Below are 18,894 nucleotides of genomic sequence, written 5' to 3' on the forward strand. Positions count from 1 at the left end.
CTGCCGTGTTCGGTCAATGTGCGGGGAGCATAGCCGGAATCTGCCCTCGCGTGCAGCACGGCGCCGGTCAGGCCGCGGCAAACGCGCGCACTCCGTCGCGGATCTCGGCATCCGGCAGATCGGGGAACAGGGTGCGCAGTCGGCGCTGGGGATCGATGGCGTTGGCCCCGGTGCTCTGTTCGGCCTGGCGTCGGGCCTCTGCGAGCAGTTGCAGGCCGCCGAGGCGCTCGCTTTGCAGCTCCAGCGCCAGTACGGCGCGGTAGAGCGTGTCGCGTTCGGGGGTGTGGAGTTGCCGACGCAGTACGCGGAGGCGTTCGGTGGAGGATGCCTGCCAGCGCCGGGCCGTTTCCCGTAGTGCCCGCCATTGCGGGGTGCTCAGGGGCTGCGGGTACCACAGGGCAAACAACGCCAGCATCACGTCCACGCCAAAATCGTCCTGCCAGCGCATCAGGCGCTCACGCGCGACGGGGTCGGCCCAGAGGCTGGCGGCGAATGCCCAGAACGGGGCGAAGTCTGTGGCCAGTGGGTCTTCCCCTGGCTCCGGCTTGGGTCCGGGTTCAGGCACTGCTCGCGGCGGAGGTGAAGGTGACCCCGGCCGTGTTGCGCAGGCCGTCGGGCTGGAGGATCTCCAGATCCCGGGTGTGCAGGTTGATCACACCCTGGTTGCGCAGCTGAGTAAACAGGCGGCTGATGGTCTCCTGGGTCAGGCCCAGGTGGTTGGCGATGTCTGCCCGTGACATGGGCAGGTAGAACCGCTCGGGGGACAGGCCGCGGGCGCGATGGCGTTCCGACAGGACGATCAGGAAGGTCGCCAGACGCTGCTCCGCGGTACGTTGGCCGAGCAGGGCGTGCAGGCTTTCGTCCTGGGCCAGTTCCTGACTCATCACGCTCATCATGTGCTGGCGGAAGGTCGGCAGGCGGCCGGCGAGGTCGTCGACATGGCCGTAGGGCACGGCGCAGACGCTGGTGGACTCCAGCGCAATGGCACTGACCGGGTGCTTGCCGGAGTGGATCGCGTCCAGCCCCAGGAGGTCGCCGGCCAGCGCGAAGCCGGTGATCTGTTCGGTCCCGTCATCGGAGATCAGCACCGTTTTCAGTGCCCCGGTGCGGACCGCGTACAGCGCTTCGAACTTGGTCCCCATGGTGAACAGGGGCGCACCCTTGGCGATCGGCCGGCGTTGCTGGACGATTTGGTCGAGTTGCCAGAGTTCATCCTGGGGCAGGCCCATGGGCAGGCAGAGCTGGCGCAGGGTGCAGTGCTGGCAGGCTTGGGTGGGTCGTAGCGTCATGGGTGCAGGGTAGCCGTTTTTTCGACGTTGGGGAAAGCGATCTTCGGGGTATGCCATCGGGGATGGGAATGCGGTACTGTCCCCATGAGTTGTAGGCGATTACAGAAGGGTTTGCTGTCGGTCAGCCGGGCCGCACATCGAGATGGCTCGATGTCTTCTCCCTCCGGCGGCTGCGTGGACAATGCGAGACATCGGTTATTAGACTGAGTCTAGAGTCTGCGGCACGGTCACGTTCGGCGTTACGCGTGGGGGCTGAGAGACCCGACCGCTAGAACAAGGACAGGGGTAGAGATGATCGAGCGGTTACTGGAGCAGTACATACGCTACGGGGCCTTCGTGCTGCGGCATCCGGATGGCCGTGAGCAGCGTTTCGGGAACGGCGCGCCGGAAATCACCATGCAGGTGCATGACAAGGCGGCGTTACGCAAGATTGGGCGCGACCCGGGCTTCCAGCTGGGCGAGACCTACATGGACGGCCTGTGGTCGCCCGGCCCCGAGGGCCTGCAGGTGTTCCTCGACGTGGCCATGCGCAACTTCGCGCCGATGTTCAAGCAGCGGGTCAACCCTGCAGTGCGCATGCTGCGGGCCCTGATCGAGCAGGGCAACAAGGTGGCGCGCTGTTACCAGAACATCGCCCATCACTACGACGTCGATGAGTGGCTTTATCGTCAGTTCCTGGACGAGGGCATGTTCTACAGCTGCGCCTATTTCGAGCGCCCGGATATGACGCTGGAAGAGGCGCAGCAGGCCAAGTGCGCGATGCTGCGGAAGAAGTTGATGCTGGAGCCGGGCATGCGGGTGCTCGACATCGGTTGCGGCTGGGGCGGTCTGGCCTTCCATCTCGCCGAGCATGCCGGTGTCCATGTCGATGGCGTGACGCTGTCGAAGGAGCAGTTGCGGGTTGCCCGTGACGAGGCCAAGCGTCGGGGGCTCGAGGATCGGGTGCGGTTCCTCTATCAGGACTACCGCGAACACGACGATCAGTACGACCGCATCGTCAGCGTCGGCATGTTCGAGCATGTGGGCACGCCCAACTACGAGACGTTCTTCCAGCGCGTGCATGATCTGCTGAAGCCGGAAGGCATTGCGGTGCTGCACACCATCGGGCGTCAGGAACCACCGAGTACCTCCAACCCCTGGCTGAGCAAGTACATCTTTCCGGGCGGGTATACGCCGGCCCTGTCCGAGGTGATGGGCGCGCTGGAGCCCACGCCGCTGTACACCACCGATATCGAGTTCTGGCGCCTGCATTACGCCGAGACGCTGGCCGAGTGGTATCGCCGCTTCCAGAAGGTGCGGCCCGAGGCCGTCGAACGCTTCGATGAGCGTTTCTGCCGCATGTGGGAGTTCTACCTGGCCAGCTGTGAGGCCACCTTCCGCTGGTGGGATCAGGTGGTCTTCCACGTGCAGATGGCCAAGCAGCAGGATGCGGTGCCGTTGACCCGCGATTACCTCTATCGTGACGATGCCCCCGAAGTGATCTCCACACCGCCCGGGAAGGCCCGGGCACAGCCCAGCGACGCCGCCTGAAGGCGAGGCGAGGGGAGCGATCCGGGGCCGATCCCGAAAGTACTGCAAAACTCGGGCGAACCGAACGCGCATTCCCTACACTAGTGGTCACGTTGCGGCCATGCCGGCGGTAACCACCCATTCCGGAGCAGGGGCGCGTGTTCGGTCGCTTTCGTAAACGCAGGGAGGCACAGGGCCAGGAAAGCCCGCAGGCCGGCGGACCGTCACAGGAACACGTCCTGATCGAGGCGGCCGGGCGCAGCCGCATTACCGAGGTGGCCGCCACCGCGCGGCGTGTTCCCTGGTCGCTGAACTTCCTGCAGTTGCTGTGGGCCGCCGGGCCAGTCACGTTCCTGGCAATGCAGGGCGGCTACTTTCTCGGTTTCGGCCACGCCGCCCCGGCACAGAACTTCATCTTCTTTGCCGTTTACACCCTGCTGTTCGGGGTCATCGGCCTGGTCGCGCGCTTCGTGGCGGACGCCACACGGGGCAAGCGCCAGGAGCGCTCGCGCGATCAGCTGCGCAACACCATCGACTTGCTGCCGGATCTGCTGTTCGTCACCCGCGACCTGGCGATGGGAGAGATGACCCCGGACATGCGCCGGCGCAAGGCAGCCCAAGTCCTGCTGCACGAAGTGGATATCGCCCCCGAGGCCGTGGCGGTCGCGGTGCGCGAGATGACCGGCGATGCCAGCTTGGCGGCCGCCGCGGAGCAGATCGAGATTTATCGTCGCCTGGGTCTGCGCTCGCGCGTCGCGGATCTGGTGGATGCGACCGAGGACTCCCGGCTCGCGGCCCTGGAGAAGCTGCATCACGAGGCGCCGGAGGTTGCGGATCTCCTGCGCGACCGCTTGCGGGGCGTGGCGCCAACCCAGGAGGACGGTGTGCGCCGGGTGGATCAGTTCCTGGATCGACTGTTCTCCGCCGCGGACGCCGATGACCTGGCGCGCTGCACCCTCGATGACGTACAAGCGATCTTTGTCCTCGCCTTCGAGTTGGTGAACGGACGCCAGATCAAGCGGCTGAGCTTCGAATGGTCGGGGGGCTGGCAGCTCGGGGCTGCCTTGGACCGCCTCGAATCCCAGGGCAACCGCTTCCGTGTGGCTCAGGCCGGGGTGGTCAGCCGCCTGCGCTCGCTCGGCATCCTGCTATCCCAGCACGAGGCGTCGGGCCTGGATCCACAGGCCCTGCGCGAGCCGATCGTCAGTCTGGGTCGTCAGGTGCTGGAGGCGCTGCAGCGACTGGAGGATCTCGAACCTCCGGAAAATTCCGCGGATGGGCAGCTCATCGGTCTTGCGCTGCGCCGAGTCGAGGACCTGCGCGAGGCGCGCGACCACCTGATGCAGTCGCAAAGCCGGTACACCAACGCGGTAGAACGCTGGGAGGCCCTGCGTCGGGCGCAGGTGGAGAAGCGGGGCGAGAAGCGCTGGTTCAAACGCAGCGTGCGCGGCATCCGGGTGAGCGAGGAGCTGATCGAGCTGACCGACGACCAGAAGCTGAAGCTGGCCAGCCACTTCTGCTCTTTCCTCAAGGAACTCAAGATCGAGCGCGAGGGTGACCTGTTTTACTTTGGCGGCTCGGCACTGGATGCGGAGACCGCCAAGCGGATCGGGATCCAGCTCGCCTTGATCATGGAGCCGCTGGTGGATCTTACGAATCCCAGTATCCAGCGCGCGATCTATGCCAACCCCGCGGCCTATCTGGGCGGGCTCTACGTGGGCATGAGCGCGGATGCCAAGGCAGGCCTGGGCTCGGCGATGGTGCGCAAGGTCCGCCAGGATCTCGGGCGCATGGCCGAGTGGCTGGCGATGCGCCTCACGCGCATTTATCACCTGCCATTGAGCGATTCCATGCGGGACTTCCTGGTCAGCCACTATGGGGCCAACCGCGAGCGCCTGGACATGCTGGCGACCCATCCCGGGGACGAGTCGCACCCGGTGGCGTTACGCGCCGAGCGCTCGCCCGAGTTCGACGCCATGCTGCAGGACAAGACTTGGGGGCTGCTGCTCAAACGCGGTACCCGCTATCTGTATGCCGAGGAACGGCGCCGCCGATGATTGGTTCAGACATGCGAACCTGGGCAGCTCCTTTCGGCATCGCGCGGCGGGTAGGTTAGCGGCTGGTAATTTTGCGCCCAACTGTGTAGGGTTCGCTACGTTCCTCGGTGCCCGACCAAGCACGGCTTGGCGGGTTAAACGGGAAGATCGGTGAGTCTCCGACGGGCCGCAAGGCCCTGGGATGAATCCGACGCTGCCCCCGCAACGGTGATCGAGCGAGAGACCGTCCGTCGGTTTCTGATGGTCGCGGCCAGTGCCACTGAACCCTGGGTTCGGGAAGGCGCCGCGCCGGAACGCTCGTCAGTCCGGAGACCGGCCAGGGAATGATCGCGCGGCATGCGGCGGGCATGCGAGGCGGATGATCGGGCCTGGCCGTTCGCCGGTCGTGGCCGATCCCCCTCGTGTCTGTCTCCCCCTGTCTGTGCGATCCCGACGAATCAACGGCGTGCGGGCGGCTCGCCGGGAGACAACAAAAAATGAAACGCACAGCACTTTCCGCGGCCATCCTTCTGGCCACTACTCCCGTTCTGGCGGACACGCCGGATACCAACGAAGCGCAGACCCTGGAGACCGTCCAGGTCACCGCTTCGCGCATCGCACAGACGGTAGACCAGACTCTCGCGGCGGTGACCATCATCGACCGTGAAGAGATCGAGCGCCTGCAGCCCCAGCAGTTCACCGATCTTCTGGAAGGGCGAGCCGGCATCGAGACCTCCCAAAACAGCGCCTTCGGGAAGACCACTTCCGTCTTCACCCGGGGGTCGAGCTCTGGGCACACCCTGTTGCTGGTCGACGGAGTTCGAATGGGTTCTGCGACGGGTGGCGGGGCAAGTTGGCAGTTCCTGCCGCCGGAGGAGATCGAGCGCGTGGAGATCGTGCGCGGACCGCGCACCAGTATCTACGGTTCCGACGCGATCGGAGGGGTTGTGCAAGTCTTCACCCGTGAAGGCCGCAAGGGGCCGCCGAAGGTTAGTGCATTTTTCGGTGGCGGTAGTTTCAATACGTGGGAGGTCGGCGTTGGCGTAGCGGGTGGTACCGATAACACGAACTACAGCTTCTCGGTCAGCCACTTCGATACCGACGGCATCAACGTCCAAGACGGTGTGGGCGATGAAGACCGCGATGGCTATGACAACACCTCGCTTGCCACCAAGGTCTCGCACCGGCTCGATAATGGAGTCGAGGTTTTCGGTAATGTGCTGTATTCAGAGGGTAGAACCGAAATAGACGGCACTGAAGATGAAACTGATTTTCGGCATGCCGCCCTTCGTGGTGGCTTGCGAGTGCCTGTAACCCCTTTTTGGGATACCGAATTCAGTGTTAGTCACAGTCGCGATGAGAACGATAATTTCAACGAAGGCGCTTTTTCTTCTCGCTTCGATACCAAACGCAACGGTGTGGATTGGCGAAACGATCTCGAGATAACGGATCGTGTTTATTTGATTGCCGGCATCGATGCGTATGAAGACCGGGTGGATAGCACCACCGATTATGCTGAAGATTCTCGGTACAACGTTGGAGCATACTCGGTGATTCAGGTTGGCTTGGGCCGCCATGATTTCGAGGGAAGTTTGCGTTACGACGACAATGAACAGTTTGGCGACAAGGTGACAGGGCAGGTAGCCTGGGGTATGCAGGCTACCAACATCCTACGGCTGCGCGCGTCTTATGGAACGGCCTTCAATGCGCCTACGTTTAACCAACTGTATTGGCCGGGGGCGGGTGATCCAGAACTTCAAGCAGAAGAGTCCGAAACGGCTGAAATAGGCCTTCGCGCTAGCTTTGATCAAGGGTATCTGGATGCCTCGATTTTCCAATCGAGAGTGGAAAAAATGATTCCAGTTTGGCCACCTGAAAACGTCGACGAAGCGAGGATTTCCGGGCTTGAGTTGGAGGGTGGATACGAACGTTATGATTGGATTTCGCGCGCTTCGTTGACCCTTCTGAATGCAGAGGATCGTGAAACAGGCAATGAACTTCCTCGCCGGTCCCCGGTAACTGCCCGCTTCGATCTGGATCGGCAGTTCCAAAGTTTCTCGGTCGGGGGGTCTGTGATCGCGAAGAGTCGCTCGTACAACGATGCCAACAACGATGAACAGCTGTCTGGCTATGGCCTTCTGAACCTGCGCGCGAGCTATCAGATCCATCCGGAATGGCAGCTTCAGGCTTCGGTCCAGAACGTGTTCGACAAGGACTACGAGACGGCGGGCGGCTACAACCAGCCGGGGCGTGCCGCGTTCGTGAAACTGCGCTATCAGCAGAGGTGATCCATGGGTAATCGACTGTCGAAGATTGCGACCCGCACGGGTGATGAAGGCCGAACCGGCCTTGGTGACGGCTCGCGAGTGGACAAGGACTCGCATCGCGTCGAGGCCTTCGGTGATGTGGATGAGCTGAACAGCGTGATCGGCCGGTTGCTGATCCATGACCTGCCCGAAGAGGTCCGGCGCTCGCTGGCGCTGGTGCAGCACGAGCTGTTCGACCTGGGGGCGGAACTGGCCGTGCCGGGCCATCAGGCGTTGCCGGATGCCTCCGTGGAGCGTGTGGACGTGGAGCTTGAGTCCTTCAACGATGATCTGCCGGCCCTGGAGGAGTTCATCCTCCCGGGCGGCGGGCCGGCCGCGGCCGATTGTCATATCGCCCGTACGGTCTGCCGCCGGGCGGAACGGCGTCTCGTTGCGCTCAATCACCACGAGGCGTTGCGCCCGGGTTCGCTGGCCTACATCAACCGGCTGTCGGATCTCCTGTTTGTGCTCTGTCGCGTCCTCGCGCGCCACGAGAACGGCGAAGAGGTCCTCTGGCAGCCGGCCAGCCGGCGTGGCTGAAGCGCTCTTCTGAGGGGCGCCGCTGCGGCGGCGCCCCAATCCCATTGCAGTGGTCGCTGGCGTGTCGGGTACACGCCTCGCGGCCCCTTGCGCCTGTTTTTCGGGAAATCTCCATGCGTGTTCGTTGCACGAGTCTGATTGCTTTGGCGTTTTTTCTGTTCGGGGTCGGGACGGCCGGGGCCGGGCCGCTCGTGGTGGGGGTTGTCTCCGATCGCTCGGCGGCGGAGGTCGCCGCCGGGGCGCATCGCTTCCTCGAGGCCCATCCGGAGGCCGAGGTCGTTCTGCGCACCCCGGAGCAGCTCACGGAGAAGTCGGACGAGGCGGTGGCGGCGCTGTGGCGCGAGGCGGACGCGGTGCTCGTGGCGGCCGTCTTCGGGGATCAGGCCGCGCGCCTCGATCGCCTGTTGCGGGAGGCCCCGCCGCCCGAGGGAGCCCCGATCCTGGCCATCAACAGCGTTCGCCACCTGACGGCGTTGTCGCGGATCGACGGTGAGGCCGTACTCGCGGGGCTCGATGACGAGGTGCGCACCGAACTGGCGGCCAACCCCGAACCGGGCGAGGACCCGCGCGCGCACCTGGCCCGACAGCAGGAGCGCTTCCCCGAACAGGCGGACTGGCTGACCGGGCGCGCGTTCTACCAGGGGCGCACGCCGGAGAACATGGAGGGCCTGATGCGCTGGCTGGCCGCGCACGGCGGCCACGCGATCGACGTGCCCGATCCGGACCCGCGCGAGACCATCCGTTATTACCGTCATGGCAGCTCCAGTCCCGATCCGGACGCTCTCGATCTGGAGGCGGGTCCGGCCGTGGCGCTGCTGGATCTGGATACCGGTGACCGGCCGGGCGACCGCGCCCTGCTGGATGCGGCCTGCGAGGTCCTGGAGAACCGCGAGATCCAGTGTTTTGTGGTGCTCGCGCGCTGGGGCGGGGCGAGCCGCGAGGCGGTCGAGACACTCGCCGATACGATCGGGCCGGCGGATCTCGTCGGGATCGTGAGTCTGCAGGACTTCGTGGTCGGCGGGGGCGGCAACCGCGAGGCGGTGGCCGAGGCCTTCGGCGAGCTGGATGTCCCGGTGATCAAGGGCATCCGCCTGGCGGACGTGAGCGCGACCCAGTGGCGGCTGTCGCACGAAGGCATTCCCTGGGACAAGGTGCACTACCACGTGGCCATGCCGGAGTTGCAGGGTATGAGCCAGCCGATGGTGCTGGCGGCCGCGGGCGCCCCGGAACAGGATGAACGCACGGGTGTGCGCCTGACACTGACCGAGCCGGTGGGCGAGCGCGTGGAGGCTTTGGCCGACCGGGTGGCAAGTTGGCAGCGGCTGCGTGCCCTCGACAACGCGCACAAGCGGGTCGCGGTCGTCTACTACAACCATCCGCCGGGTCGCCAGAACATCGGCGCGGACAAGCTGGATGTGCCCGAGTCCCTGCTGGAGATGTTGCAGCGGCTGGAGGCGGCCGGCTATGACCTGGGCGACAACGTGCCGGAGGATGCCGAAGCCCTGCTGGACATGATCCAGGACCGGGCGGTGAATCTCCCGGAGCAGGCAGATGCGCTGGACGCGATCGCCGGCCGGGTGGCCGCGCTCGATCGCGAGCAGTACCAGGCCTATTTCGACGGCCTGCCGGAGTCGATCCGGGCCGAGTTGGTGGATGGCCCGATCGGCTACCTGCAGGCGAGGCTGGAGGCGGCCAAAGCCGCCGACGAGATCGATTTGGCACAAGCCGCGCTGGAAAGCGGTGTCGGTGATCTGCGCCACATGCTCGAGAGCTATCCGCACGCGGCCCAGGATCGGGCGCTGGACCTGCTGGCACAGTTCGAGGCGGCCTGGGAGGCCACGCTGGCGGGTGAGGACGCGCATGCGACGACCGAGCAATTGCGCAAGGCGCTGGTGCGCACGGGCATCCCCGGCCTGACCGGCTGGGGCGAGCCGCCGGGCGAGGCGATGACCCGCGACGGCGAGATGCTGTTCCCGGGGATCGAGTTCGGCAACGTGTTCATCGGCCCGCAGCCGCCGCGCGGCTGGGAGGTCAGCGAGCGCCTGCTGCACGCGAATACCACCTTCCCGCCGACCCACCAGTATGTTGGTTTCTACCACTGGATCCGCGATCACTTCGAGGCGGATGCGCTGGTCTATGTCGGCCGCCACTCGACCCGCGAATTCCTGCCGCGTCGGCGGGCGGGTCTGGCGGCAGATGACTACCCCGAGATCCTCGGGGGCGCCCTGCCGATCATCTACCCCTACATCGTCGATGGGGTGGGCGAGGGCATCCAGGCCAAGCGCCGGGCCATGGGCGTGATGATCAGCCACCTGACCCCGCCATTGGCGGCGACCGAGCTGTACGACAGCCTGCTGGAACTGCGCCAGCTGGTGGAGACCTACGAGGCCGCGGCTCAGCCGGATGCCGCCACCCGTTCGCGGGCGGTACAGACCCTGCGCGAACGTATCGAGGATCTCGGCCTGACCGAGACCATCGAGCGGGAAATGGCCCGGGGGCATCATCACGACCACGGGCACCACCATGACGACCACGGCGATCACCACGTGGGTCATGACGAAGAGCCCGACACCACCGGGCATGGCGAAGGTCATGCGGACGAACATGGCGACGAGCAGCGTGACGCGGACCATCACCGGGAACATGGGGATGAAGAGCACGAGCACGCCCATGAGCATGATCATGAGAACGAGCATGCGGATGAGGGGCATGACGAACACGCCACGACCCGGCTGTCCGAGATGGACGAGGAGTTGCTGGTCCACGAGATCGGCCACTACCTGACCGACATGCAGGAAGACCAGATGCCCCTGGGGCTGCACGTGTTCGGGCGCGACTGGAGCGACGAGGCCGTGGACACGATGCTTGAGTCGATGGCCGGTGACGACGCGATCGGCGACGACTGGGACGCGAAGCTGCGCGGATCGCCGGCCAGCGAGCGTGCGCATCTGCTGGCGGCCCTGGAGGGGCGTTTCGTGCCGCCGGGGCAGGGCAACGATCCGATCCGGACGCCGGAGGTGTTGCCGACCGGGCGCAACTTCCATGCCCTGGCGGCGGATCTGGTGCCCACGCGCATTGCCTGGGGCATTGGCCAGGAACTGGCCGCGGATGCCCGTGAGCACGGCGATCCCGAGGCCGACGGCAGCGAGGCGATCATCCTCTGGGCGTCGGATACCGTGCGCGACGAGGGCGTGATGATCGCCTTCGGCATGGATATGCTGGGCATTCGCCCGGCCTGGAACAGTCGCGGGATTGTCCAGGGACTGGAGCGCATGGACCTCGACGAGGCGGAGCGTGACCGCCGTCGCGATGCCCTGTTCACCACCTCCGGTTTGTTCCGCGACCTGTACGAGGACCAGCTGGTGTGGCTGGATCGTGCCGCCCGCCTCGCGCTGGATGGCTCGTCCGAGATCATTCTTGCGGAATACCCCGAACTGGAAGAGGCACTGGAGGCGGCCCTGGCCCCGCTGGGGCAGGACCTGCGCGATCCGGGCGACGAGCCGCTGGCGCGTAACGATGTGGCCGCGCAGTGGGTGGAGGACACCCAGGCCCTGCGTGCGGCCGGGCTCGATGGCGCCGGGGCCGGGCAGCAGGCGGCCCTGCGCGTGTTTGGCTCCGCGCCCGGGGCCTACGGCGCGGGGGTCAACCGGCTGGCGGATCGCTCCGGCGCCTGGGAGGACCGTGCCGAACTGGGTGCGGCCTACCTGCGGCGCATGGGCCATGCCTACGGGGCGGATGAGTCCGGTGGCTCTGCGCACGAGGCCTTCGAGGCCCGTCTGGGCCAGGTCGGACGGACCTACCTCGGGCGGGCCTCGCATCTCTACGGCCTGCTGGACAACGACGATGGGTTCGACTTCCAGGGCGGTCTGTCCACCGCGGTCGAGAGCATCCGCGGCGAGGTGCCGGACAACCGCGTGCTGCAGCACGCCGATCCGGACGACCCGCGGGTGGAGACCCTGGGCCGCGCGCTGATGCGCGAATTGCAGGGGCAGAACCTGAACCCGCAGTGGATCGAGCCGCTGATGGATCACGGCTATGCCGGGGCCCGCACCATGGCCCGGGACTTCGTCGACAACCTGTGGGGCTGGCAGGTGACCAACCCGGAGATCATCCGCTCCTGGGTCTGGGACGAGGTGCACGACGTGTACCTCCAGGACCGCCACGGGTTGGGGATGCAGGAGTTCCTGGCCGACGGCCACAACGTGCACGTGAAAACTCACCTGCAGGCCGTTCACCTGGTCGCGGCCAGCCACGGATTCTGGGACGCCGATCCCGAGGTGCTGGATGCATTGTCCGAGCGCTTCGCGGAACTGGTCGCCGAGCACGGCCTGCCCGGCAGCGGTCACACGCGCCCGGATCACCCCATGCTGGACGAGGTGGCCGAGCGCCTGGACGACGCCGAGCTGCGCGCGGCCTTCGAGGCGGTGCGGGCGGCCGCGCAGATCGACCGGGCGGAGCCCGAGGCCGACCCCAGTCGCGTCACCGAGATCCAGCCGCTGGAAGACCCTACCGCGCAGGAGGCGCAGGAGATCCCCGAGCCGGCCGAGGCCGACGGCGGCCAGGAGACCGGCGACGAGGCGGCGGGCATGCCCTGGCTCCCCTGGCTGGTTGCCGCTGCGCTGTTCCTGCTGCTGCTCGGCGGCATCGCCACGGGCCGGCGGCGTTAACGGCTGGGGGCGGGAAATCCCCGGGCCCTGTACGTGTAGGAGCCGAGCCCTCTCGGCGATTGCGGCGTTGGTTACGCCCCATCGGCCAGAGGCTGGCCTCCTACAGAAGGCCGTACGAATGGCTGAACAAAGGTTAATGAGGTAACGCGAATGTCGTTCTCGATCACGATGGAACTGATGGACACCGTGGTGCGCTGGCTGCTGGAGCCAGTGATCGTTGGCCTGCTGGTGCTGGTCGCGGTCGCCGTCTGGGAGCTCGGGCTGGCACTGGGTGAACGCTCCGGTGGGGTACGCCGTCTGGAATTGAGCGGCGATGCCGAACGCCTCGCTTACCGTGCCCGGCGGCGCATCGACCGCGCCGATCTGCTGGCGCGCATCGGCCCGATGCTCGGGCTGATGGGGACGTTGATCCCGCTGGGTCCGGGGCTGGCCGCGATGGGCCGGGGCGAACTGGAAATCCTCGCCCAGGCCGTTACGGTGGCGTTCAACACCACGGTGCTGGGGCTGCTGATCGGTATTCTCGGCTTCCTGCTCGGGCGGCTGCGCCGGCGCTGGTACGACGCGGCGATGGAGCGTATGGAGGCGGTGGCATGAGGGTCCCGCACTACCGAGCCTCGCGCTTCGACGCGCCCGACGAGGAGCCGATGGGCCCGCTGGCCAATCTGGCCGACATCATGCTGGTGTTTGCCGTCGGCCTGATGGTGGTGATGGCCGCATCGGGCGGCGGGTTGGAGCCGGCCAGTGGCGGCGCCGAGATCGAGCCCGGGCGCGAGATCCCGGACCCGCCCGAAGGGGCCGGCGAGGCCGGCTCGGGTTTCGAATCCATGGGGCAGGTCTACCGCGATCCGGAGACCGGACGGATGATCCTGATCGGCGAATAGCCACTCTAGGCGCCGTCCGAATGCCCGTATGACGCAACGAATCAAGGAGTAACAAAACGATGAGCGAAGACACCGAAGCGGCTCGCGCCGAACGCCACGCCCAGCGCATGGCGCGCAAGAAGGAGGTCGTGGACCGCAAGATCGCCGAAGCCCAGGAGGAGAAGGGGGTGTTCCTGATCCTGACCGGCAACGGCAAGGGCAAGAGCTCCTCCGGCTTCGGCATGGTCGCCCGTGCCCTGGGGCACGGCATGCAGGTGGGCATCGTCCAGTTCATCAAGGGGCAGTTCGCCACCGGCGAGGAGGCCTTCTTCCGCGGTCAGGACAACGTGCAGTACCACGTGATGGGCGAGGGCTACACTTGGGAGACCCAGGACCGCGAGAAGGATGTCGAGGCCGCCCGCGATGCCTGGGCGCATGCCCGCGACATGCTGCGCGACCCGAACGTCGATCTGGTGCTGCTCGACGAGCTGCACATCGCGCTGAAATACCAGTACCTCGACGTGGCCGAGGTCCTCGAAGAACTGGCCAACCGCCCGCCGATGCAGCACGTGATCACCACCGGCCGCGCCGCGCCCAAGGCGATGATCGAGGCGGCCGATACCGTCAGCGAGATCGGTGTGGTCAAGCACGCCTTCCAGGCCGGCATCAAGGCGCAAAAGGGGATCGAGCTGTGAGCGTGAGCTGCCCGGCCGCGTTCGTGGCGGCCCCGGCCTCGGGCCAGGGCAAGACCACGATCACCGCCGCCATCGCTCGCTACCACCGCAACCAGGGCCGACGCGTGCGCGTGTTCAAGACCGGCCCCGACTTCCTCGACCCGATGATCCTGGAGCAGGCCTCCGGCCACCCGGTGGATGCGCTGCATCTGTGGATGGTGGGCGAGGCCGCCTGCCGGGCGATGTTGTACGAGGCGGCACAGACGTCCGACCTGATCCTGGTGGAGGGATCGATGGGGCTGTTCGACGGGGATCCCTCCGGCGCGGATCTGGCCCAGGCCTTCGGGTTGCCGATCCTGGCGATCCTGGATGCCAGCGGTATGGGCCAGACCTTCGGGGCGCTGGTGCACGGCTTGTCGACCTATCGCCCGGGCTTGTCATTCGCCGGCGTGATCGCCAATCGGGTGGGCAGCCCGGGGCATGCCCGGATGCTGGAGGACTGCACCCCGGACGCGATCCGCTTCTTCGGGGCCGTGCAGCGCAACGAGACGCTGAGTGTCCCGGATCGTCACCTGGGCCTGGTTCAGGCGGGCGAGATCGCCGACCTGGATGCGCGGCTGGAGGCCGCGGCGGCTGCGATCGAAGAGGCCGGCGTGACGGGCCTCCCGGAGCCCGTGACCTTTCATCCGGAAGCGATCGCGCCGATCACGGCGACCCTGTCCGGCGTACGCGTCGCGATTGCACGGGATGCGGCCTTCGCGTTCATGTATCCGGCCAATCTGCGTCTGCTGGAGAAGATGGGCGCCGAACTGCGGTTCTTTTCCCCGCTTGCCGGGGATGGGCTGCCGGAGGCCGATGCCGTCTGGCTCCCGGGCGGCTACCCCGAGTTGTATCTGGATCAACTGGCCGCCAATACCGCTCTGAAGTCGGACCTGGAGGCCCACCATGCGGCCGGTCGCCCTATCCTGGCGGAGTGCGGGGGCTTCCTCTATCTGCTGGATGAACTGGCCGACCGCGAGGGCCACACCGCGGCCATGGCCGGACTGGTGCCGGGCAAGGCCCAGCTGGCGGACCGCTTGCAGGGCCTGGGTCTCCAGGCGGCCCCGCTGCCGGAGGGCGAGTTGCGTGGACACACCTTCCACCACACCCGCTCCGAGGTCGGCCTGGAACCTTACGACCATTGCTGGCGGGCCCGCGGGACGGGGTCGCAGGGGGAGGCGATCTATCGCGATGGTCGCCTGAGCGCGACCTATCTGCACGCCTGGTTCCCGTCCAACCCCGAGGCCACGGCGCAGCTGTTTCGGCCATGAGTGATGCGCAGCGGGATAATGTGACGCGGATCGGACCGGGGGCACGCGCCGGGGCCAGCATCCGGCTGGGCGGCGAGCGGCGGGCCGGCTGCGTGGATCTGGTCGGCGCGGGTCCGGGCGATCCGGGGCTGCTGACACTGGACGCGGTAGCCGCGATGCAGCACGCCGACATCCTGCTGCACGACCGCCTGATCCCGGATGCGATCCTGGAACTGGCGAACCCGGAGGCGCAGCGGCTGTACGTGGGCAAGGCACGCTCACGGCACAGCTGCGATCAGGGGGACCTGAACGAGCGCATGATCGCGTTGGCGCGGGAGGGGCACTACGTGGTGCGCCTGAAGGGTGGGGACCCGTTCGTCTATGGTCGCGGCGGCGAGGAGGCGGCGGCGATCGCCGCGGCCGGGATCCCGGTCCGCATCGTGCCGGGGATCACCGCGGCGGGTGGCTGCGCGGCGTATGCCGGGATCCCGTTGACCCATCGCGATCATGCCTATCGCTGCCAGTTCGTGACCGCCCATCGCCGCGCCGGCGAGACCGATCTGGACTGGGCCTCGCTGGTCCATCCGCAGCAGACCCTGGTCGTCTACATGGGGCTGCACACCCTGGCCGAGGTCTGCGGCGAGATGATGGCGGCGGGCGCGGATGGCGCGATGCCGGCCGCGTTGGTGGAGCAGGGCACGCGCCCGACGCAGCGCGTCATTGAGGGCACGCTGGCGGACCTTCCCGCGCGGGTTGCGGATCTGGCCATCCAGTCGCCCGCGTTGCTGATCGTGGGCGAGGTGGTGCGCCTGCGCGAGACGATTGCCACGCCGGGCTTCGAGCCCGGGCCGGGGACGCATGAAGTCGGCTGATCGCTACAGTGCGGAGGGCGGCATGCGCCCGGAGACGTGCGAGACAACCGGGCGCCTGCGCACCGGCCTGACCACCGGCGTCTGCGCGACCGTGGCCGCCGTGGCCGGCGCACGCTGGCTGCTGGAGGGGCGGCGGCTCGAGACGGTCGAGGTCACCCTGCCGAGGGGGCAGGTCGTGCGCCTGGCGTTGAACGATCTGGAGCCCACCCCGGGTGGCGCGGTCGCCGGGGTCATCAAGGATGCCGGCGATGACCCGGATGCCACCCACGGGGCTCGGGTCTGGGTCGAGGTGACCCTGTGTGGTGCACCTGGCGTTGTGTTCATGGCGGGTGCCGGGGTCGGGACGGTCACGCGTCCGGGCCTGGTGTTGGCGCCGGGCGAGCCGGCGATCAACCCGGTCCCGCGACGCATGATGCAGGGGCATCTGGAGGCGCTTGCCGAGGCGACCGGTTACAGCGGGGGCTTCCGGGTCACGGTCGGGGTGGACGGGGGCGAACGGATTGCCGAGCGGACCATGAATGCCCGCCTGGGCATCCTCGGCGGCCTCTCGATCCTGGGCACCACGGGGATCGTGCGCCCGTTTTCCTGCGCCGCCTATATCGCATCCATCCATCAGGCCATCGACGTGGCCCGCGCCAACGATTGTCCGCGTGTGGCCTGCTGTACCGGCGGCACCAGCGAGGCGGCGGTGCGTGAACGCTACGGTCTGGACGACCTGGCGCTGATCGAGATGGGGGATCTGTTCGGGGCGGCGCTGAAGTACCTGCGGCGCCACCCCCTGCCCGCGGTGGTGCTGGCCGCGGGCTTCGGCAAGCTCAGCAAGTTCGCGGCCGGGCACCTGGATGCGCATAGCCGCAAGTCGCGCATCGATCTCGACGCCCTGGCGGAGGAAGCCGCGGATCTGGGCGCCAGCCCGGACCTGGTGGCGCGCATCCGCGCGGCCAACACCAGTGCCCAGGCCCTTGCGGATTGCCTGGAACAGGGCGTGGCCCTGGCCGACCGGATTAGTGCACGCGCCTGGCAGCGAGCCCGCGGGATGTTGCCGGAGACCACGGCGCTGGAGGTCTGCGCGGTGGATCGGGCGGGGCGCATCGTCGGGTTTGCCGATGGCGCCAGGGGCCTTGCGCCATGACGGCCGCGGCGATCGCCCTGCAGTCGGTAGCCAAGCGCTACGCCGGTGGCCGGGTCGGGCTGGCGAACGTGGATCTGGAGGTGCCGGCGGGCAGCTTTTTCGGCCTGCTGGGTCCGAACGGGGCCGGCAAGACCACCCTGGTGGGGCTGTTGACCACGCTGGTGCGGGCGGATCGCGGTTCGATCCGGGTCTGCGGGCACGATGTGGCCACGCAGGCGGTGGCGGCGAAGGCGTGCATGGGCGTGGTGCCGCAGGAGGTGAATTTCAACAGCTTCGAGCCGGTGGGCGAGATCGTCGAGGCCCAGGCGGCCTACTACGGGCTGTCCCCGAGGCGGGCGCGCGAACGAACCGGCGAGGTGCTGGAACAGGCGGGTCTTCTGGACCGGCGCGAACAGTCGGCCTGGGGCCTGTCGGGCGGCATGAAGCGCCGGCTGATGATTGCCCGCGCCCTGGTGCATCGCCCTCGCGTTTTGTTGCTGGACGAGCCGACGGCGGGGGTGGACCTGGAGGGGCGCCATGCAACCTGGGAGCTGCTGCGCGGCTTGAACGCGGATGGCGTGACGATTCTCCTGACCACCCACTATCTGGAGGAGGCCGAGAGCCTGTGCGACAGGCTGGCGATCCTGGATCAGGGCGGGATCGTCGCGCGCGGCGAGACCGGCGAGCTGCTGCACGGGCTGAACGTGCAGACGCTGGTGCTGGAATTGAATGCGCCTCTGGACGCGGCCCCGGTCCTGGAGGGGCTGGCGACCCGACTGGTGGATGCCTGGACCCTGGAGATCGATCTCCCGCAGGGCATGGAGGTCAATGACCTGTTCGATCGCCTGGGCGGCAGCGGGGTCCGGGTCGCGGGACTGCGCAACAAGCGCAACCGGCTCGAGTCGCTATTCCTGCAGCGCATTGCGAAACGCGCGGACGCACTGCAAGGGGCCGGGGCATGAGACTCGCGGCCTACGCATTCGCCTATCGCGGGATGGTGGTCAAGCAGGTGCGCCGGTTCCTGCGGGCCTGGGTGCAGAACCTCCTGCCATCGGTGGTGACGACCGTCCTGTTCCTGGTGATCTTCGGTCATCTGATCGGGCGCGAACTGGGCACCATGCGGGGGGTCGACTACGCTGATTTCATCCTGCCCGGCCTGATCATCCTGGCGGTTGCCACCAATGCCTACAGCAATGTGACGCTGGCGTTTTACGGCGCGCGCTTGCAGCGGCATATCGAGGAGCTGCTGGTCGCGCCGCTGCCTGCCTGGCTGATTGTGGCGGGCTTCGCCACCGGCGGCGTGATCCGCGGGCTGCTGGCCGGGGCGCTGGTGGCGCTGGTCGCGATCCCGTTTACCCATCTCCAGCTGCACCACCTGGCGGCCACGTTGGGGATCGCGCTGATCAGTGCCTTGCTGTTCGCGCTGGCCGGGCTCTTGAACGGCCTGTATGCACGCAGCTTTGACCATACCTCCGTAGTGGCCACGTTCGTGTTGACCCCGCTGATCTACCTGGGAGGCCTGTTCTACCCGGTGGAACGGATGCCCGAGCCCTGGCAGTCGTTGGCGGTGCTGAACCCGCTGTATTACATGATCGAGGGCTTTCGCTACGGCCTGCTGGGGACCGGGTCCTTTGCCTGGGCCACGACCTTCTGGGTCCTCGTGGGGGCGACCCTCGTCGTCGGCGGGCTGGCCTGGGCCCTGGTGGCGCGTGGCGTGCGGATTCGGACATGAGCGCGGGCA

The 18,894-nt window shown here is 67.1% G+C and carries 15 protein-coding genes and 1 riboswitch; of the genes, 13 read left to right on the forward strand and 2 right to left on the reverse strand.

Annotated features, from left to right (window positions below; translation table 11 throughout):
• Positions 1–67: 67 nt before the first annotated feature.
• On the reverse strand, positions 68–565 hold the full coding sequence (locus B0684_RS05845; protein ID WP_018169463.1) for a DUF2390 domain-containing protein: 498 nt from the start codon (positions 563–565) through the stop codon (positions 68–70).
• The gene (gene fnr / locus B0684_RS05850; RefSeq protein WP_026313073.1) at positions 558–1,289 is read right to left on the reverse strand and encodes a fumarate/nitrate reduction transcriptional regulator Fnr; all 732 of its coding nucleotides are present in this window, start codon (positions 1,287–1,289) and stop codon (positions 558–560) included. The genes B0684_RS05845 and fnr overlap by 8 nt, the downstream gene beginning before the upstream one ends.
• 291 nt (positions 1,290–1,580) lie before the next feature.
• Here fnr and B0684_RS05855 point away from each other — a divergent pair, with 291 nt between their 5' ends.
• The 13 genes from B0684_RS05855 (at position 1,581) to B0684_RS05915 (ending at position 18,885) form a co-directional block, all read left to right on the forward strand.
• Entirely contained in the window at positions 1,581–2,819 is a 1,239-nt protein-coding gene (locus B0684_RS05855; RefSeq protein WP_018169465.1) for an SAM-dependent methyltransferase, read from the forward strand.
• Between the two features lie 137 nt (positions 2,820–2,956).
• Positions 2,957–4,855, forward strand: coding sequence for a hypothetical protein (locus B0684_RS05860; RefSeq protein WP_018169466.1), 1,899 nt, complete (start codon positions 2,957–2,959; stop codon positions 4,853–4,855).
• Positions 4,856–4,943: 88 nt separating this feature from the next.
• Positions 4,944–5,190, forward strand: a riboswitch (cobalamin riboswitch).
• Between the two features lie 141 nt (positions 5,191–5,331).
• The gene (locus B0684_RS05865; RefSeq protein ID WP_018169467.1) at positions 5,332–7,122 is read left to right on the forward strand and encodes a TonB-dependent receptor domain-containing protein; all 1,791 of its coding nucleotides are present in this window, start codon (positions 5,332–5,334) and stop codon (positions 7,120–7,122) included.
• A gap of 3 nt (positions 7,123–7,125) precedes the next feature.
• Entirely contained in the window at positions 7,126–7,680 is a 555-nt protein-coding gene (locus tag B0684_RS05870) for a cob(I)yrinic acid a,c-diamide adenosyltransferase (protein ID WP_026287978.1), read from the forward strand.
• Between the two features lie 113 nt (positions 7,681–7,793).
• Complete coding sequence (locus tag B0684_RS05875; protein WP_026305949.1) at positions 7,794–12,347, forward strand: cobaltochelatase subunit CobN; 4,554 nt, start codon at positions 7,794–7,796, stop codon at positions 12,345–12,347.
• Positions 12,348–12,497: 150 nt separating this feature from the next.
• A complete protein-coding gene (locus B0684_RS05880; RefSeq protein ID WP_018169470.1) occupies positions 12,498–12,941 on the forward strand; it encodes a MotA/TolQ/ExbB proton channel family protein in 444 nt (147 codons plus the stop codon).
• Complete coding sequence (locus B0684_RS05885; RefSeq protein WP_018169471.1) at positions 12,938–13,228, forward strand: DUF2149 domain-containing protein; 291 nt, start codon at positions 12,938–12,940, stop codon at positions 13,226–13,228. Before B0684_RS05880 ends, B0684_RS05885 begins: the two co-directional genes overlap by 4 nt.
• A 59-nt stretch (positions 13,229–13,287) precedes the next feature.
• The gene (gene cobO / locus B0684_RS05890) at positions 13,288–13,902 is read left to right on the forward strand and encodes a cob(I)yrinic acid a,c-diamide adenosyltransferase (protein WP_018169472.1); all 615 of its coding nucleotides are present in this window, start codon (positions 13,288–13,290) and stop codon (positions 13,900–13,902) included.
• Positions 13,899–15,191, forward strand: a complete 1,293-nt coding sequence (locus B0684_RS05895; RefSeq protein ID WP_018169473.1) for a cobyrinate a,c-diamide synthase — start codon at positions 13,899–13,901, stop codon at positions 15,189–15,191. Before cobO ends, B0684_RS05895 begins: the two co-directional genes overlap by 4 nt.
• Positions 15,188–16,042, forward strand: a complete 855-nt coding sequence (gene cobA, locus B0684_RS05900; RefSeq protein WP_018169474.1) for a uroporphyrinogen-III C-methyltransferase — start codon at positions 15,188–15,190, stop codon at positions 16,040–16,042. The genes B0684_RS05895 and cobA overlap by 4 nt, the downstream gene beginning before the upstream one ends.
• 22 nt (positions 16,043–16,064) lie before the next feature.
• A complete protein-coding gene (locus B0684_RS05905; RefSeq protein WP_018169475.1) occupies positions 16,065–17,174 on the forward strand; it encodes a cobalt-precorrin-5B (C(1))-methyltransferase in 1,110 nt (369 codons plus the stop codon).
• Positions 17,171–18,115, forward strand: a complete 945-nt coding sequence (locus tag B0684_RS05910) for an ABC transporter ATP-binding protein (protein ID WP_018169476.1) — start codon at positions 17,171–17,173, stop codon at positions 18,113–18,115. The genes B0684_RS05905 and B0684_RS05910 overlap by 4 nt, the downstream gene beginning before the upstream one ends.
• A complete protein-coding gene (locus B0684_RS05915) occupies positions 18,112–18,885 on the forward strand; it encodes an ABC transporter permease (RefSeq protein WP_018169477.1) in 774 nt (257 codons plus the stop codon). Before B0684_RS05910 ends, B0684_RS05915 begins: the two co-directional genes overlap by 4 nt.
• The last annotated feature ends 9 nt before the right edge of the window (positions 18,886–18,894 follow it).

Source organism: Thioalkalivibrio versutus (assembly GCF_001999325.1).
Classification (GTDB): Bacteria; Pseudomonadota; Gammaproteobacteria; order Ectothiorhodospirales; family Ectothiorhodospiraceae; genus Thioalkalivibrio; species Thioalkalivibrio versutus.

Coding starts and splice junctions, on each gene's coding strand:
- B0684_RS05870 (WP_026287978.1), top strand. CDS start 7,126: ATGGGTAATCGACTGTCGAAGATTGCGACCCGCACGGGTGATGAAGGC.
- B0684_RS05880 (WP_018169470.1), top strand. CDS start 12,498: ATGTCGTTCTCGATCACGATGGAACTGATGGACACCGTGGTGCGCTGG.
- B0684_RS05855 (WP_018169465.1), top strand. CDS start 1,581: ATGATCGAGCGGTTACTGGAGCAGTACATACGCTACGGGGCCTTCGTG.
- fnr (WP_026313073.1), bottom strand. CDS start 1,289: ATGACGCTACGACCCACCCAAGCCTGCCAGCACTGCACCCTGCGCCAG.
- B0684_RS05905 (WP_018169475.1), top strand. CDS start 16,065: ATGCGCCCGGAGACGTGCGAGACAACCGGGCGCCTGCGCACCGGCCTG.
- B0684_RS05915 (WP_018169477.1), top strand. CDS start 18,112: ATGAGACTCGCGGCCTACGCATTCGCCTATCGCGGGATGGTGGTCAAG.
- B0684_RS05885 (WP_018169471.1), top strand. CDS start 12,938: ATGAGGGTCCCGCACTACCGAGCCTCGCGCTTCGACGCGCCCGACGAG.
- cobA (WP_018169474.1), top strand. CDS start 15,188: ATGAGTGATGCGCAGCGGGATAATGTGACGCGGATCGGACCGGGGGCA.
- B0684_RS05910 (WP_018169476.1), top strand. CDS start 17,171: ATGACGGCCGCGGCGATCGCCCTGCAGTCGGTAGCCAAGCGCTACGCC.
- B0684_RS05875 (WP_026305949.1), top strand. CDS start 7,794: ATGCGTGTTCGTTGCACGAGTCTGATTGCTTTGGCGTTTTTTCTGTTC.
- B0684_RS05865 (WP_018169467.1), top strand. CDS start 5,332: ATGAAACGCACAGCACTTTCCGCGGCCATCCTTCTGGCCACTACTCCC.
- cobO (WP_018169472.1), top strand. CDS start 13,288: ATGAGCGAAGACACCGAAGCGGCTCGCGCCGAACGCCACGCCCAGCGC.